We start from the raw sequence: 15,405 nt of genomic DNA, 5'->3' as shown, positions 1-15,405 counted from the left end.
GCTCGCGAATAAGCGCATAATCGCCGTCGAAAAGCGAGAGAGATCCGCAGTCGAGGAGCGGACAGGGAGGTTGGCGAGCCGGTTTCCGGCTTGTCCTGCACACATGCCACGGCATGTGGCAACAGCTTCCCATTGTCATTCCTTGCCTGCAATTCGAAATGGAATGAGGTGCGGCTGGTGAGTTTCAAAATCGCTATCATCGGTGCCGGCAGCGTCGGCTTCACCAAGAAATTGTTCACCGACATCCTGTGCGTGCCCGAATTCAAGGACATCGAATTTGCGCTCACCGATGTAAGCGAGCACAACCTTCAGATGATCAAGGCGATCCTCGACAGGATCGTCGAGGCAAACAGGTTGCCGACCAGGGTGACGGCGACGACCGACCGCCGCAAGGCGCTCGAAGGCGCACGCTACGTCATCAGTTGCGTGAGGGTCGGCGGTCTCGAAGCCTATGCCGACGATATCCGCATTCCCCTGAAATACGGCATCGACCAATGCGTCGGCGATACGATCTGCGCCGGCGGCATTCTCTATGGACAGCGCAACATCCCGGTGATCCTGGATTTCTGCAAGGACATGCGCGAGGTCGCCGAGACGAACGTCAAATTCCTGAACTACGCCAACCCGATGGCGATGAACACCTGGGCGGCGATCGAATACGGCAAGGTCGACACTGTCGGGCTCTGCCACGGCGTCCAGCACGGCGCCGAACAGATCGCCGAGGTGCTGGGCGCCAAGTCCACGCAGGAACTCGACTATGTCTGTTCCGGCATCAACCACCAGACCTGGTTTATCGACCTGCGCCTGAACGGCCGTCCCATCGGCAAGGACGAACTGGTGGCCGCTTTCGAGGCGCATCCGGTCTATTCCAGGCAGGAGAAGCTGCGCATCGACGTTCTGAAGCGCTTCGGCATCTATTCGACCGAGAGCAACGGCCATCTTTCCGAATATCTGCCCTGGTACCGCAAACGTCCCGACGAGATCACGCGCTGGATCGATATGTCCGACTGGATTCACGGCGAGACAGGCGGCTATCTCCGCTACTCCACCGAAACCCGCAACTGGTTCGAGACGGAATATCCGCAGTTCCTCGAAGCGGCGTCAAAGCCGATCGACCGGGCGAAGCGCTCCAACGAGCATGCCAGCCACATATTGGAGGCGCTGGAGACCAACCGGGTCTATCGCGGCCACTTCAACGTCAAGAACAATGGCGTGATCACCAACCTGCCGCAGGATGCCATCATCGAGTCGCCCGGCTTCGTCGACCGTTTTGGCATCAACATGGCCGCCGGCATCACGTTGCCGGAGGCCTGCGCCGCCACCTGCATCGCCTCGATCAATGTCCAGCGCATGTCGGTGCATACCGCGATATCAGGCGACATCGATCTTCTGAAGCTCGCCGTGCTGCATGACCCGCTGGTCGGCGCGGTTTCGACGCCGGAAGAGGTCTGGCAAATGGTCGACGAAATGGTCGTCGCCCAGGCGGCCTGGCTGCCGCAATATGCCCATGCGGTTCCGGCGGCCAGGGAGCGGCTGTCGACATCCCAGGTGAAGACCCGCGAGTGGGCGGGCGCCGCACGGCGCAGCGTTCGCTCGATCGAGGAATTACGCGCCGAAAAAGCCGCGCTGAAGCAAGCCGGCTGAGACGAGCCGGCTGAGACGGGCCGGCTGAGACGGGCCGGCTGGAATTCATGCGGTGATGGTGGATCCATGGGAGGCGGATCCACTGCCACGAAGCCGTTTGAATTCGAGGAGAGGCGGAGCGGGTGCAAACGCTCCGGACAAACAAGAGGGAGAGAGACCGTGAGGAATTTCCGCAATATCGGCCTTGCTGCCGGACTGACGCTGAGCGTCTCGGTCTCGGCACTCGGTGCTTACGCTTCCGAACCGACGGTTCCGCCGGCGCCGACACCGTTTCCCGCCGAAGGCAAGATCAACTATGTCGCGCGAGACTCGATCCTGGAGTTCAAGGCGCTCCCCGAATATCACGAGCCCGACTGGGTCACCGAGAAATACGTCAAGACCGGCAAGCTGCCGCCGGTGAAGGACAGGCTGCCGAAGGAGCCGCTGGTCTTCAAGAAGGGCAACATGCAGGACGGCATCGGCGTCTATGGCGATACGATGCGCCACGTCATCGGCGGGCGGCCGGAAGGCTGGAACTACGGCGCCGGTCAGACGCAAGGCTGGGGCGGCATCGACATCGGCCTCTCCGAATGCCTGACGCGCACCGCCCCGCTGTTCCAGGTCGAGGCCAAGGACACCGAGCCGCTGCCGAACCTGGCCAGGAGCTGGGATTGGTCGAGCGATGGCCACAAGCTGACCATGCACCTCATCGAAGGAGCGAAGTGGTCGGACGGCGTGCCGTTCAATGCCGACGACGTCATGTTCTACTGGGACGACGAGGTGGTCGATCCCAACGTCTCGCCGCTGAACGGCGCCACGCCGGAAAGCTTCGGCGTCGGCACGACGCTGAAGAAGATCGACGACTACACCGTCGAATGGACCTTCAAGGATGCCTTCCCGAAGCAGTACCTGTACGCCATGGCCTACGGCACTTTCTGTCCTGGCCCCGCGCACATCCTGAAGCCGCAGCATCCGAAATACTCGAAGAACACCTACGATCAGTTCAAGAATGCCTTCCCGCCGGAATTCATGAACATGCCGGTGATGGGTGGCTGGGTCCCGGTCGAATACCGGCCGGACGACATCATCGTCATGCGCCGCAATCCCTATTACTGGAAGGTCGACGAGAAGGGTAACCAGCTGCCCTATCTCAACGAACTGCACTACAAGCTGTCGACCTGGGCCGATCGCGACGTCCAGGCGGTGGCCGGCGCGGCCGATTTTTCCAATCTGGAGCAGCCGGAAAACTTCGTCGCCTCGCTGAAGCGTGCGGCAGAGGCGAACGCACCGGCCCGTCTTGCTTTCGGCCCGCGGCTCATCGGCTACAATCTGCGATTTAATTTTTCCGCGAATGGCTGGGGCAATCCGGACGAACGGGGCCAGGCGATCCGCGAGCTGAACCGCAACGAGGATTTCCGCAAGGCCGTCACCATGGCGCTCGACCGCAAGGCGCTCGGTGACTCGCTGGTCAAGGGGCCGTTCACCGCCATCTATCCCGGCGGCCTGTCGTCAGGAACCAGCTTCTACGACCGCGCTTCGACGGTCTACTACCCCTTCGACCTCGAGGGCGCCAAGGCGGAACTCGCCAAGGCCGGCCTCAAGGATACGGATGGCGACGGCTTCGTGAATTTCCCTTCCGGTACCGCCGGCGGCAAGAATGTCGAGATCGTGATGCTGGTCAACAACGACTACACGACCGACAAGAGCCTTGCCGAAGGCGTCGTCGCCCAGATGGAAAAGCTCGGGCTTCGGGTCGTGCTCAATGGCCTCAACGGCACCCAGCGCGACGCTTCCCAATATTCGGGCCGCTTCGATTGGCTGGTCCGGCGCAACGAACAGGAACTGACGTCGGTGGTGCAGAACACCGTGCAGCTTGCCCCGGTCGGCCCGCGCACCAGCTGGGACCATCGGGCGCCGGAGAACGGCGAGGTCGATGTGATGCCGTTCGAAAAGGATCTCGTCGATATCGTCAACAAGTTCGTCTCGACGCAGGACAACGACCAGCGTGCCAGCCTGATGAAACAATTCCAGAAGATCTCGACGGAGCACGTCTACAATGTCGGCCTGACGGAATATCCCGGCGCGCTGATCGTCAACAAGCGCTTCTCGAACATTCCGCAGGGCACGCCGATCTTCATGTTCAACTGGGCCGAGGATTCGATCATCCGCGAACGGGTCTTTGTCGCGGCCGACAAGCAGGCGAAATACGAATTGTTCCCCGAGGAGTTGCCCGGCAAACCCGGAGAGAAGGGGCCGATGAATTAGGTTTACCTCCCTGACCGAGAGACCTCCGGCCGCGCCGCTGGCGCGTCCGGACAAACCAACCTCCGGACGCAACCAAGGGCGCGATCGGCGAGACAAGGAAACGAACCGTCCATGCTGCGATTCCTGCTCACGCGCATAGCGTCGGCAATCCCGGTCCTCGCCATTTTGAGCCTGGCCACCTTTGCCATCATCCAGGCGCCGCCGGGCGATTATGCCGACTACATCCGCTCGCAGGCGATCAACCAGGGTGGAGCCTCCTTCGCCGAGGCCGACGCGCAGGCAAAGGCCTATCGCATCGAGCATGGTCTCGATAAGCCGCTGCCTCTCCAGTATCTCAACTGGATCGGTGGCATCGTCACCCGCGGCGATTTCGGCTACAGCCTGTACTACAACAAACCGGTCGCCGACGTGGTCGGAGAGCGCCTGCCGCGCACGCTCCTCCTGGCGCTGGTCTGCCATCTGCTGGCCTCGGTGCTGGGCATCACATTCGGCATATGGGCGGCGACAAGGCAATACACCTGGATCGACTCGACACTGTCGGCCATCTCTTTTCTCGGCATGACGGTGCCGCGCTTCCTGATGGCGCTGATCATCGTCTATCTGCTGGTGTTCCAGTTCAACGTGTCGGAGATCGGCTCATTCTTCTCGCCGCAATATGGTGGCGCGCCGTGGTCGTGGGCCAAATTCGTCGACCTGGTCAAGCATGTCTGGCCGGTGGTGGCGATCGCGACTTTCGGCGGCCTCGCCTACAATATGCGCGTCATGCGCGGCAATCTGCTCGATACGCTGAACGCGCAATATGTCGAGACGGCCAGGGCCAAGGGGCTGACGGGTGCCGCCGTCGTCATGCGCCACGCCGTGCCCAACGCGCTGCATCCGCTCATCATGTATCAGGGTGTGGTGCTGCCCTATATGCTGACCGGCGAGATCGAGACCGCGATCATCTTCGCGCTGCCGACGGTCGGCCCGGCGATCGTCGGCTCCATGGCTGTCGGCGACGTCTATGTCACCGCCACCTTCATGATGGTGCTGTCGGCGACGCTGATCGTCGGCAACATCATCGCCGACATGCTGCTCGTCCTGCTCGATCCGCGCGTGCGCCAGTTCGGGGAGCGCTGAGATGCTGGCGCGCGATCCATCCCCTCCACCGCTGCCGGCCGAAGGTCCCATCGTCGCCAAACCGGCGCGCGGCAACGAAAGCTATATCGCGCTTGTCTGGCGCCGGCTGAAGCGCTCCTGGACCGGCATGGCCGGGCTCTGGCTCGTCGTGCTGCTGCTGTTGATGGCCGTGTTCGCCGAGTTCATCGCGCCAATGGACCCGAAGGTCACGGATGTCGGCTTCGCTCCGCCGCAGGTGCCTGTTTTCCATGACAGAGACGGCGGTTTCACCGCACGGCCGAGGGTCTATGCGCTGGCCGATTCGGCGGACCTCGATCCGGTCACTTTCCAGCCCGTCGTCGGTCCCGACTACGACCATCCAAGGCTGCTTGGTTTCTTCGTGCATGGCGCGCCCTACAAGCTGTTCGGGCTGCTGCCGGCGGACCGGCATCTGTTCGGCTCGCTGGACGGCCAGCCGGTGCATTTCCTGGGCACCGACAAGTTCGGCCGTGACGTGCTGTCGCGCGCCATCCACGGCTCGCGCGTCTCGCTGATGATCGCGCTGACGGTCGTCTTCATCATCACCGTCATCGGCACCACCGTCGGCATGGTCTCCGGCTATTTTGGCGGCAGGTTCGATGTCTGGATGCAGCGCTTCGTCGAACTGGTGCTCGCCTTCCCGCAGCTGCCGCTCTATCTGGCGCTGACGACGCTGATCCCGGTCACCGCTCCCACCAACGTCTTCCTGGCTTTCGTCATCATCGTCATGTCGGCCTTGGGCTGGGCGCAGATGTCGCGCGAGGTGCGCGGCAAGACGCTGGCGCTGGCGCGGATCGAGTATGTGCGCGCCGCCATGGCGGTCGGCGCCACCGACCGGCGCATCATCATGCAGCACATCTTCCCCAATGTGATGAGCCACGTGATCGTCGCCGTGACGCTGGCGATCCCGACCGTGGTGCTGCTCGAATCCTTCCTCGGTTTCCTCGGCTTCGCCGTCAAGCCGCCGCTGATCTCGTGGGGCCTGATGCTGCAGGACACCGCGACCTATTCCGTCATCGGCACCTATCCGTGGATCCTGTCGCCGGTCGGTTTCGTGCTCGTCACCGTCTTTGCCTTCAACGCGCTGGGCGACGGCCTGCGTGACGCCGTCGACCCTTATTGAGGTGCTGAGATGACCGTCGCGCTCGCCGAATCCTTCGCACCAACCGTCCGTCACGACCATGACGGACGCCAGGGCCAGCCGATCATCGATGCTCGCAACGTCGCCGTGGCCTTCAAGGTCGAGCATGGCGTCGTCGACGCGGTCAAGGACATCTCGTTTCAGCTCTATCGCGGCGAGACGATCGCCATCGTCGGCGAATCCGGTTCGGGCAAGTCGGTGACGGCGCGCACCGTCATGGGCCTTCTGTCGCGGCGCGCCACCGTGTCCCCCGGATCGAGCGTCTGCTATGACGGGCAAAACATCCTGAAATTTCCCGAGAGCGCCCGGCGCAAGCTGCGCGGCAACCGCATCTCGATGATCTTCCAGGAGCCGATGAGCTCGCTCAACCCGATCTATACGGTCGGCGGCCAGATCGTCGAGGCGATCCGGGTGCATCGCAAAGTCAGCCGCAAGCAGGCCTGGGCGCGCGCACTGGAACTTCTGCAGCATGTGCAGATTCCCGATCCCGCCGCGCGGCTCAAGCAATACCCGCACCAGCTATCGGGCGGGCAACGTCAGCGGGTGATGATCGCCATGGCGCTGGCCAACAATCCCGATGTGCTGATCGCCGATGAGCCGACCACAGCGCTCGATGTCACCGTCCAGGCGCAGATCCTGAACCTGATCCGCAGCCTGCAGAAAGAGCTGCGTATGGCGGTGATCCTGATCACCCACGACCTGACCGTGGTGCGCCAGTTCTCCGACTACGTCTATGTCATGCAGCATGGCGAAATGTGCGAGCACAACGTCACCGAACGGCTGTTCGCCAACCCACAGCACCCCTATACGAGACGGCTGCTGGCTTCAGAGCCGCATGGGCAGCCGAAACCCCTTCCGGAGGGCTGCGGCACCATCCTCGAGGCGAGCGGCGTGCACGTCTCATTCATGCTGCGCCACGGCACCTTCCTGAAGCCGGACTGGCGAGAACTGGTCGCCGTCGACGATCTCGGCCTGAAACTCTGTCGCCATGAGACGCTGGGGCTGGTCGGCGAATCCGGCTCCGGCAAGACCACCTTCGGCCAGGCCTTGCTCCGCTTGATCGACGCCAAGCGCGGCGAGATCCATTTCGACGGCAAGCCGATCCATGGCCTGTCGCGTGCCGAGATGCGGCCGCTGCGCTCGCGCATGCAGATCGTCTTCCAGGATCCGTTTTCCTCGCTCAACCCGCGCATGACGATCGGCCAGATCATCGAGGAAGGGCTGATTGTCAACAGCATAGGGGCGACGCGGCGCGAGCGGGTCGAACGGGTGCGCGACGCGCTGGTCAGCGCCGGCATGCCGGGCGATATACTGTCGCGGTTTCCGCATGAATTCTCCGGCGGCCAGCGGCAGCGCATCGCCATCGCCCGCGCCATCGCGCTCGAACCCGAATTCATCCTGCTCGACGAGCCGACATCGGCGCTCGACCTCTCCGTCCAGGCGCAGATCATCGACCTCCTGCGCAAGCTGCAGGACGAGCGCGGCCTCAGCTACCTCTTCATCTCGCACGACCTCAAGGTGGTGCGCGCCCTGTGCCATCGCGTGATCGTCATGCAGAACGGCAAGATCGTCGAGCAGGGCCCCGTCGACGACGTCCTGTCCAATCCCAAGACCGCCTACACCGAACGGCTCGTCAGGGCCGCTTTCGACGTGGCCTGAACATATGCCGGAGGTTAGCATGGCAAGGAATCCCAAGATCACGTTCATCGGCGCCGGCTCGACGGTGTTCATGAAGAACATTGTCGGCGACGTGCTGCAGCGCCCGTCGCTTTCGGGCGCGACGATCGCGCTGATGGACATCAATCCGCAGCGGCTGGAAGAGAGCGCCATCGTCGTCAACAAGCTGATCGCGACGCTCGGCGTCAAGGCGAAGACCGAGACCCATTCGGACCAGCGCAAGGCGTTGGCCGACGCCGATTTCGTCGTCGTCGCCTTCCAGATCGGCGGCTATGAGCCCTGCACGGTCACCGACTTCGAGGTGCCGAAGAAATACCGCCTGCGCCAGACGATCGCCGACACGCTGGGGGTGGGCGGCATCATGCGGGGCCTCCGGACCGTGCCGCATCTGTGGAAGGTGTGTGAAGATATGCTCGCCGTCTGCCCGCAGGCGATCATGCTGCAATATGTCAACCCGATGGCGATCAACACCTGGGCGATATCGGAGAAATATCCCGACATCAAGCAGGTCGGCCTCTGCCATTCGGTGCAAGGCACGGCCATGGAACTGGCTGAAGACCTCGACATTCCCTACGAAGACATCCGCTATCGCTCGGCCGGCATCAACCACATGGCGTTCTACCTGAAGTTCGAGCATCGCCAGCCGGACGGTTCCTACCGCAACCTCTACCCAGATCTCGTGCGCGCCTATCGCGAAGGCCGCGCGCCCAAGCCCGGCTGGAACCCGCGCTGCCCCAACAAGGTGCGCTACGAGATGCTGACCCGGCTCGGCTATTTCGTCACCGAGAGCTCGGAACATTTCGCCGAATACACGCCCTATTTCATCAAGGAAGGGCGCCCCGACCTGATCGAGAAGTACGGCATCCCGCTGGATGAGTATCCCAAGCGCTGCATCGAACAGATCGAGCGCTGGAAGGGACAGGCTGAGGCCTATCGCTCGGCCGATCGCATCGAAGTCGAGCAGTCCAAGGAATATGCCTCGTCGATCATGAATTCGGTCTGGACCGGCGAGCCGTCAGTGATCTACGGCAATGTCCGCAACAATGGCTGCATCACCTCGCTGCCCCGCGATTGCGCCGCCGAAGTGCCGTGCCTGGTAGATGCCTCAGGCATCCAGCCGACCTATATCGGCGAGCTGCCGCCGCAATTGACCGCGCTGATGCGCACCAACATCAACGTGCAGGAACTGACGGTGCGGGCGCTGATGACGGAAAACCGCGAGCACATCTACCACGCGGCGATGATGGACCCGCATACCGCGGCCGAACTCGATCTCGACCAGATCTGGTCCCTGGTCGATGATCTCCTGGCCGCCCACGGTGACTGGCTGCCGGCCTGGGCGCGGACGAACCGCAAGAGCGAGGCCGCCGCCTGATCGGCGGCGCCCGGCTCATTTCGAATCGTCGGGGTCCGTTTCTTCCTCGTCGTCGCGAGCCTTGATGACGTAAGCGCCCTTCAGCCAGCGGTTGAGGTCGATGTCCTTGCAGCGTGTCGAGCAGAACGGAAAGGTGTCGCGCGCCGAGGGCTTGCCGCATTCGGGGCAGGGGCGCTTCGGGCGCAAGGGCGTGACTTTGGGATCGGAATTCACAGCCGGGGTCCCGCCAGCCAGCCGCCATGCACCTTGAAGCCTTCGCCGCTCAACAGCGCGACGGTCTCATAGAGCGGCAGGCCAACGACGTTGGTGTAGGAGCCGACCAGCTTGACGACGAAGGCGCCGGCGAGGCCCTGGACCGCGTAACCACCCGCTTTGCCGCGCCATTCGCCCGAGGCGACATAGGCGTCAATCTCTTCGCGCGGCAGCCGCTTGAAACGCACCCGCGTCTCGACCAGCCGTTGGCGCAGCTTGCCACCCGGGGTGATCAGGCAGATGCCGGAATAGACCCGGTGCGAACGGCCCGACAACAGCCCGAGGCAGTTGGCAGCGTCGTCGAGGGTTTCCGCCTTGGGCAGGATGCGCCGCCCGACGGCAACCACCGTGTCGGCGGCCAGCACGAAACCCGGCGCGTAGTCGGCTTCGGTCTGCAGCGAGGCGAACGCCTTCTCGGCCTTTTCCCTCGACAGCCGTTTGGCCAGCGAGCGCGGATGCTCGGCACGCAGCGGCGTTTCGTCGACATCGGCCGGCAGCACGCGGTCCGGCTCGATGCCGGCCTGCTGCAAAAGCTCGATCCGGCGCGGCGAACCCGAGGCAAGCACCAGCTTCTGCAAAATGCTCATCGCGGACCAGTCGGGCTTTGCTTACTTGAAACGATAGGTGATGCGGCCCTTGGTCAGGTCGTATGGCGTCATCTCGACCAGAACCTTGTCGCCGGTCAGCACGCGGATGCGGTTCTTGCGCATGCGGCCGGCCGTATGGGCGATGATTTCGTGTTCGTTTTCGAGCTTTACCCGGAACATCGCGTTCGGCAACAATTCCGTCACGACACCCGGAAACTCGAGGACTTCTTCCTTCGGCATTCGATACCTTTGCTTGGATGGTAGTTCCAGCACCCTGGCCGGAATTTCGGCGGAACCTATATGATAATCGTCCGCTTGTGAACACGCTTAATCCGTCGCGTTTTTTGCTCCTGGAAGCAGAAAACGTCGGCCTATGCGCACCTTCAGCCGCTCGCGCACGTCGCGATAACTAGCCATGATCTGTTCGCGGGTGCCGCTGGCGTCGGTCGGGTCCGGCGTCGGCCAGTATTCGACCTCGACAGCGAGCGAGCGGGTGAGTTCAAGTGCGGCGTGGTGCGCTTCCGGCGCCAGCGTGACGATGAGGTCGAAATAGTCGTCCTCGAGATCGTCCATCGTCCTTGGGTGACGCCCGCCCAGCGTGAGACCGTCTTCGGCAAGCACCGCATCGACGAATGGATCGCGCTCGCCGGCGCGAACGCCTGCCGAAGCGACAAAGACGGTGGCCGGCAGCATGCGGCGCGCCAGTTGCTCCGCCATTGGCGAGCGCACGGCATTCATGCCGCACAGGAACAGGATCGAACGGGGCAGGGCGCCGGGTGCCAGGGCTAGCCCCGCCAGTGCAGTACGCAGACCAGCGTGAACAGCCGGCGCGCCGTATCGAAGTCGATGTCGATCTTGCCGGATAGCCGGTCCATCAGCGTCTGCGAACCTTCATTGTGCAGGCCGCGGCGGCCCATGTCGATCGCCTCGATGTGGCTCGGCGTCGAGGAACGGATGGCGTCGTAGTAGCTTTCGCAGATCATATAATAATCCTTGACGATGCGCCTGAGCGGCGTCAGCGACAGGATATGGGTGACGACGGCGGTGCCATCCTCGCGCGCCACGGCAAACACCAGGCGCTGCTCGGCCAGCGACAGTTTCAGCCGGTAAGGGCCGTCGCCGCTGTCATTGACGGGCTGAAAACTGTTCTCCTCGATCAGGTCGAAGATCGCCACCGCGCGTTCATGCTCGACATCGGGTGTCGACCGGCCGATCGATTCATCGAGTTCGACATCGATCAGCCTGGCGCGGGTTTGATCGGGGCCAGACATCGCCGCCTACATGTTCAACCGTATGGCGACGGAGCGCCCATGCGCGTCAAGGCCTTCCGCCTTGGCCAGCGCAATCGCCGCCGGCGCCAAGATCCGCAACTGTTCCGGTCCAAGCTTGAGGATCGACGTGCGCTTGACGAAATCGAGCACCGACAGACCGGACGAGAAGCGCGCCGAGCGCGCCGTAGGCAGCACATGGTTGGAGCCGCCGACATAGTCGCCGATGGCTTCCGGCGTGTGGCGGCCGAGAAAGACCGCACCCGCGTTGCGCATCCGCGACAGGAAGCCCTCGGCGTCGTCGATGGCCAGTTCGACATGTTCGGCGGCGATGCGGTCGACCAGCGGCAGCGCGGCGTCGATGGTCGACACCTGGATCACCGCACCAAAATCACGCCAGCTCGCCGCCGCCGTCTCGGCGCGTGGCAGGCTCTGCAACTGGCGCTCGACGGCTTGTTCGACAGCGATGCCGAAGGCTGAATCGTCGGTGACCAGGACCGATTGCGCCGATGCATCGTGCTCGGCCTGGGCCAGCAGGTCGGCCGCGATCCAGTCCGGATCGTTGCTGCCGTCGGCCACGACGAGCACTTCCGACGGCCCGGCGATCATGTCGATGCCGACGGCGCCGAACACCTGGCGCTTGGCCGCCGCGACATAGGCATTGCCCGGGCCGACAATCTTGGCGACCGGCCTGATCGTTTCGGTGCCGTAGGCAAGGGCGGCGATCGCCTGCGCGCCGCCGACACGGTAGATTTCCGACACGCCTGATATGTCGGCCGCCACCAGCACCAGCGGATTGATGATGCCGCCCGGCGCCGGTACGACCATGACGATGCGCTCGACGCCGGCCACCTTGGCCGGCACGGCGTTCATCAGCACCGAGCTTGGATAGCTCGCCGTGCCGCCCGGCACATAGAGCCCAACCGCCTCGACCGCCGTCCAGCGCCAGCCGAGCTCGACGCCGGCGGCATCCGTATAGCGGTCATCCTTTGGTCGCTGCCGCTCATGATGCGAGCGGATGCGGTCGCGCGCGAATTCCAGCGCCTCGATCGTCTTTGGGTCGGCGGCCTTGTAGGCCTGGGCGATGTCGTCCTTCGAAACGGCGATGCCCAGTCCAGCCAGATCGGCGCGATCGAATTTCCGTGAATAGTCGATCAGCGCCGCGTCGCCCTCGGCGCGCACGCGCGCGATGATGGCGCCCACCGCTGCATCGACGTCGGCGGACACTTCCCGCTTGGTCAACAGGAAGGCGGCGAAACGCTGCTCGAAATCGGCGTCGGACTGACGAAGCGTGATGGCCATCGGACGCTCAGGCCTTGTGGATGGGGCGCGAGGTGGCTTCCCACGCCCCGCCAATGTCGGCAAGGCGGGCCTCGATGCATTCGACGTCGAGCATGATCGCACCGCCGCCCGAGAAGATCAGCTCGACGATGCCGGCCGGCTTGCTGATCTCGATGAAGCTGATCGCCAGCAGCGACAGGACTTCCGCAGGCTTGTCGCGGTCGATACCGCTGGTCTTGGCGCCGAGCACGCGGTCGAAATGCAGCACGGCCTGCCGTCGCTCATTGTGCTGGCGAAACAGGCCGGATTTTGCCTCCCAGACGAAACGGTTCATGGTCAGCAGGAAACGCTTGGCCGCAGGCAGGAATTCGAGGTCGCTGACTTTCAGCACGGCATCCTGGACGTGGGCCGAAACGATGCTCAGGTCCTGGTCGTCTAGCGCGATAAGCTTAAGGCCGGTCATGCGGATTTCGCACCTGAAGGTTGATTGTTCAGCCTTCTGTTAGGCGGTCTTGGCGATCGGTGCAACCGCACCAACAGCTGCAGGTCTGCGCTGCCCCTCATCGCCCTGCCGGGCACTTCTCCCCGTATAGTGACGGGGAGAAGGACGCTGCCGCGAAGGATCTCGCCAATCTCCTGCGTTGCTGGAGAGGAGCCGAGGTCGCGGGCTACGCCGAAATCCGTTCGATCACCGCGCCGCAGTTGGACAGCTTTTCTTCCAGCCGCTCGAAGCCGCGGTCGAGATGGTAGACGCGGTTGACCGTGGTCTCGCCTTCCGCCGCCAGGCCGGCGATGACCAGCGACACCGAGGCGCGAAGATCGGTCGCCATGACCGGCGCGCCCTTCAGTTTCGGCACGCCGTCGACGATCGCCGTCTGGCCCGAAAGCGTGATATGAGCGCCGAGCCGCGCCAGTTCCTGCACATGCATGAAGCGGTTCTCGAAGATCGTCTCGGTGATCCGCGACTTGCCCTTGGCCATCGTCATCAGGCCCATGAACTGCGCCTGCAAATCGGTCGGGAAGGCCGGAAACGGCGCTGTCGTCACGTCGACCGGCGAAATGCCGGCGCCGTTGCGCCTCACACGAATGCCGGAATTGGTCGGGGTGATCTCCGCACCCGTCTGGGCGATCACGTCCAGTGCCGTCTGCAGCAGGTCCGGCCGCGCGCCTTCGAGCACGACGTCGCCGCCGGTCATGGCGACGGCCATGGCATAGGTGCCGGTCTCGATGCGGTCGGGGATGACGCGCACGCGCGCACCCGACAGCGATTCGACGCCGTCGATGGTGATGGTTGGCGTGCCGGCGCCGGAAATCTTCGCGCCCATGGCGTTGAGGCACTCGGCGAGGTTGACGATCTCGGGCTCGCAAGCCGCATTTTCCAGCACCGTCTCGCCCTTGGCGAGCGCCGCGGCCATCATCAGCACATGGGTGGCGCCGACCGAGACTTTCGGGAAGATGTAGCGGTTGCCGACAAGCCGGCCATTCCTTGTCTTGGCGATGACATAGCCGGTGTCGACGTCGATATCGGCGCCCAGCGCCTGCAGGCCCTCGAGGAACAGATCGACCGGCCGCGTGCCGATGGCGCAACCGCCCGGCAGCGACACTTTGGCTTCGCCCATGCGGGCCAGCAGCGGGCCGATCACCCAGAACGAGGCGCGCATCTTCGACACCAGTTCGTAGGGCGCTGTGGTGTCGACGATGTTGCGCGCGGAGAAGTTGATGGTGCGCGAATAGCCCTCATTCTGCTTCTCGCGGCGGCCATTGACCGAATAATCGACGCCGTGGTTGCCCAGGATGCGGATCAGTTGCTCGACATCGGCCAGATGCGGCACGTTTTCCAGCGTCAGCGTGTCGTCGGTCAAAAGCGAGGCGATCATCAAAGGCAGCGCCGCGTTTTTCGCGCCCGAGATCGGAATGCTTCCGGAGAGCTTGTTGCCCCCGACAATTCTGATGCGATCCATGGAAGAACGTCCCTCTCGGCCAAAAAGGGCCGGTTCAATCGTTTGAGTAGCGGCCCGTCTAGACCATTGGCCAATCTGGTTCAAGAATTACGCTGGTTCAAGAAATGGGATTTCGCCCACCCGGGCCAAGAGTGGCCGATTTGAGTTAATCTTTTTGTATTTCCTTCGATGCAGCGAGCCCGTCCGGCCGCTCGTCGGCATCGCCGGTGCGCCGCGAGCGTGACTGCGCCTTGCGCTTCTGCAGATTGGCGCGCAATTGCTCGGCCAGCCGATCCTTGCGGATTGTTGCGCTGTTTTTCGGTGGACCATCCTTTTTCACTGGAATTGCCTTGTCGTCCATCGCCCCGTCGCCGCCGGCGACCCACCAGCTTGCTGTTCAGGGATAGCCAACATTGTGGCACTGCCATGTCTTAAAAAGCTATCCGGCAAAGGCTTTCACAGAAGCGTTGCGCTTGGCCTTGCGCTTGCCGGTTCGATATGGCAGAAGCCCCGCCATCAGCGGCTGCGGTAGCTCAGTGGTAGAGCACTCCCTTGGTAAGGGAGAGGTCGAGAGTTCAATCCTCTCTCGCAGCACCAGTTTCCAACATCCTTGTTGCCGCACATTCGTTCTCTGCATTTGCGAGGGCGAGGCGGCTACATGGGAACGGCGCGGCCGTCGTGCTGGCGGACCTCATCAGCCGTGCATTGCTCCAGAAAATGGCTGCCACAGGCAACTCCAGCCGAAACGCGTTCTCGGAAGCGACACGATTCGTTAACCAAGATGCTGTTCATCAACATGACGTGTTGTGGCATGGACGCCTGTCTGCGTCGGTCAAGTCCATGCTTGTCAGGAAGAGGG

15 protein-coding genes and 1 tRNA gene are annotated in these 15,405 nt (G+C 63.2%); 7 read left to right on the top strand and 9 right to left on the bottom strand.

The window, feature by feature from the left end; genetic code table 11:
• Window positions 1–177: 177 nt before the first annotated feature.
• The 6 genes from EJ079_RS01845 (at window position 178) to EJ079_RS01820 (ending at window position 9,218) form a co-directional block, all read left to right on the top strand.
• The gene (locus tag EJ079_RS01845; RefSeq protein WP_127807906.1) at window positions 178–1,644 is read left to right on the top strand and encodes an alpha-glucosidase/alpha-galactosidase; all 1,467 of its coding nucleotides are present in this window, start codon (window positions 178–180) and stop codon (window positions 1,642–1,644) included.
• Between the two features lie 159 nt (window positions 1,645–1,803).
• Window positions 1,804–3,888 carry an ABC transporter substrate-binding protein gene (locus EJ079_RS01840; RefSeq protein ID WP_127807905.1) on the top strand — a complete coding sequence of 695 codons (2,085 nt, stop codon included), beginning with the start codon at window positions 1,804–1,806 and terminating at the stop codon, window positions 3,886–3,888.
• A 111-nt stretch (window positions 3,889–3,999) separates the two neighbouring features.
• Complete coding sequence (locus tag EJ079_RS01835; RefSeq protein ID WP_127807904.1) at window positions 4,000–5,007, top strand: ABC transporter permease; 1,008 nt, start codon at window positions 4,000–4,002, stop codon at window positions 5,005–5,007.
• A 1-nt stretch (window position 5,008) separates the two neighbouring features.
• Window positions 5,009–6,148: an ABC transporter permease gene (locus EJ079_RS01830; protein ID WP_127319546.1), complete on the top strand. Its 1,140-nt coding sequence runs from the start codon at window positions 5,009–5,011 to the stop codon at window positions 6,146–6,148.
• Between the two features lie 9 nt (window positions 6,149–6,157).
• Entirely contained in the window at window positions 6,158–7,825 is a 1,668-nt protein-coding gene (locus EJ079_RS01825; RefSeq protein ID WP_127807903.1) for an ABC transporter ATP-binding protein, read from the top strand.
• Window positions 7,826–7,844: 19 nt separating this feature from the next.
• Window positions 7,845–9,218, top strand: a complete 1,374-nt coding sequence (locus EJ079_RS01820; RefSeq protein WP_127807902.1) for an alpha-glucosidase/alpha-galactosidase — start codon at window positions 7,845–7,847, stop codon at window positions 9,216–9,218.
• Window positions 9,219–9,233: 15 nt separating this feature from the next.
• Here the strand turns inward: EJ079_RS01820 and yacG are convergent, their stop codons facing one another.
• The 9 genes from yacG to EJ079_RS01775 all read right to left on the bottom strand — a co-directional run bounded on the left by yacG (window position 9,234) and on the right by EJ079_RS01775 (window position 14,907).
• The gene (gene yacG / locus EJ079_RS01815) at window positions 9,234–9,431 is read right to left on the bottom strand and encodes a DNA gyrase inhibitor YacG (RefSeq protein ID WP_127269085.1); all 198 of its coding nucleotides are present in this window, start codon (window positions 9,429–9,431) and stop codon (window positions 9,234–9,236) included.
• A complete protein-coding gene (locus tag EJ079_RS01810) occupies window positions 9,428–10,057 on the bottom strand; it encodes a Maf-like protein (protein ID WP_127269084.1) in 630 nt (209 codons plus the stop codon). Before EJ079_RS01810 ends, yacG begins: the two co-directional genes overlap by 4 nt.
• A 21-nt stretch (window positions 10,058–10,078) precedes the next feature.
• Complete coding sequence (gene infA, locus EJ079_RS01805) at window positions 10,079–10,297, bottom strand: translation initiation factor IF-1 (protein WP_006200926.1); 219 nt, start codon at window positions 10,295–10,297, stop codon at window positions 10,079–10,081.
• Window positions 10,298–10,384: 87 nt separating this feature from the next.
• Window positions 10,385–10,855, bottom strand: coding sequence for a low molecular weight phosphatase family protein (locus EJ079_RS01800; protein ID WP_127272356.1), 471 nt, complete (start codon window positions 10,853–10,855; stop codon window positions 10,385–10,387).
• Window positions 10,843–11,328 (bottom strand): UPF0262 family protein, encoded by a 486-nt coding sequence (locus EJ079_RS01795; RefSeq protein WP_013530198.1) that lies wholly within the window; start codon window positions 11,326–11,328, stop codon window positions 10,843–10,845. Before EJ079_RS01795 ends, EJ079_RS01800 begins: the two co-directional genes overlap by 13 nt.
• A gap of 6 nt (window positions 11,329–11,334) precedes the next feature.
• On the bottom strand, window positions 11,335–12,627 hold the full coding sequence (gene hisD, locus EJ079_RS01790) for a histidinol dehydrogenase (RefSeq protein WP_127396016.1): 1,293 nt from the start codon (window positions 12,625–12,627) through the stop codon (window positions 11,335–11,337).
• A 7-nt stretch (window positions 12,628–12,634) separates the two neighbouring features.
• Window positions 12,635–13,069, bottom strand: coding sequence for a DUF2948 family protein (locus tag EJ079_RS01785; protein WP_127268680.1), 435 nt, complete (start codon window positions 13,067–13,069; stop codon window positions 12,635–12,637).
• 205 nt (window positions 13,070–13,274) lie between these two features.
• Window positions 13,275–14,567, bottom strand: coding sequence for a UDP-N-acetylglucosamine 1-carboxyvinyltransferase (gene murA, locus EJ079_RS01780; protein ID WP_127268679.1), 1,293 nt, complete (start codon window positions 14,565–14,567; stop codon window positions 13,275–13,277).
• Between the two features lie 145 nt (window positions 14,568–14,712).
• Window positions 14,713–14,907 (bottom strand): hypothetical protein, encoded by a 195-nt coding sequence (locus EJ079_RS01775; protein WP_127268678.1) that lies wholly within the window; start codon window positions 14,905–14,907, stop codon window positions 14,713–14,715.
• 161 nt (window positions 14,908–15,068) lie between these two features.
• On the opposite strand from EJ079_RS01775, the gene EJ079_RS01770 reads away from it, so the two are divergent.
• Window positions 15,069–15,143 (top strand) — tRNA-Thr (locus EJ079_RS01770).
• The last annotated feature ends 262 nt before the right edge of the window (window positions 15,144–15,405 follow it).

It is taken from the genome of Mesorhizobium sp. M7A.F.Ce.TU.012.03.2.1 (assembly GCF_004006095.1).
Taxonomy (GTDB): Bacteria; Pseudomonadota; Alphaproteobacteria; order Rhizobiales; family Rhizobiaceae; genus Mesorhizobium.
The sequence above is the reverse complement of the archived record's forward strand: the minus strand, read 5'-3'. Positions and strand labels throughout refer to the sequence as shown.

Bases quoted from the DNA above. Each gene is read 5' to 3' on its own strand.
- EJ079_RS01835 (WP_127807904.1), top strand. From the start codon at position 4,000: ATGCTGCGATTCCTGCTCACGCGCATAGCGTCGGCAATCCCGGTCCTC.
- EJ079_RS01830 (WP_127319546.1), top strand. From the start codon at position 5,009: ATGCTGGCGCGCGATCCATCCCCTCCACCGCTGCCGGCCGAAGGTCCC.
- EJ079_RS01825 (WP_127807903.1), top strand. From the start codon at position 6,158: ATGACCGTCGCGCTCGCCGAATCCTTCGCACCAACCGTCCGTCACGAC.
- EJ079_RS01820 (WP_127807902.1), top strand. From the start codon at position 7,845: ATGGCAAGGAATCCCAAGATCACGTTCATCGGCGCCGGCTCGACGGTG.
- EJ079_RS01810 (WP_127269084.1), bottom strand. From the start codon at position 10,057: ATGAGCATTTTGCAGAAGCTGGTGCTTGCCTCGGGTTCGCCGCGCCGG.
- infA (WP_006200926.1), bottom strand. From the start codon at position 10,297: ATGCCGAAGGAAGAAGTCCTCGAGTTTCCGGGTGTCGTGACGGAATTG.
- EJ079_RS01795 (WP_013530198.1), bottom strand. From the start codon at position 11,328: ATGTCTGGCCCCGATCAAACCCGCGCCAGGCTGATCGATGTCGAACTC.
- hisD (WP_127396016.1), bottom strand. From the start codon at position 12,627: ATGGCCATCACGCTTCGTCAGTCCGACGCCGATTTCGAGCAGCGTTTC.
- EJ079_RS01785 (WP_127268680.1), bottom strand. From the start codon at position 13,069: ATGACCGGCCTTAAGCTTATCGCGCTAGACGACCAGGACCTGAGCATC.
- murA (WP_127268679.1), bottom strand. From the start codon at position 14,567: ATGGATCGCATCAGAATTGTCGGGGGCAACAAGCTCTCCGGAAGCATT.
- EJ079_RS01775 (WP_127268678.1), bottom strand. From the start codon at position 14,907: ATGGACGACAAGGCAATTCCAGTGAAAAAGGATGGTCCACCGAAAAAC.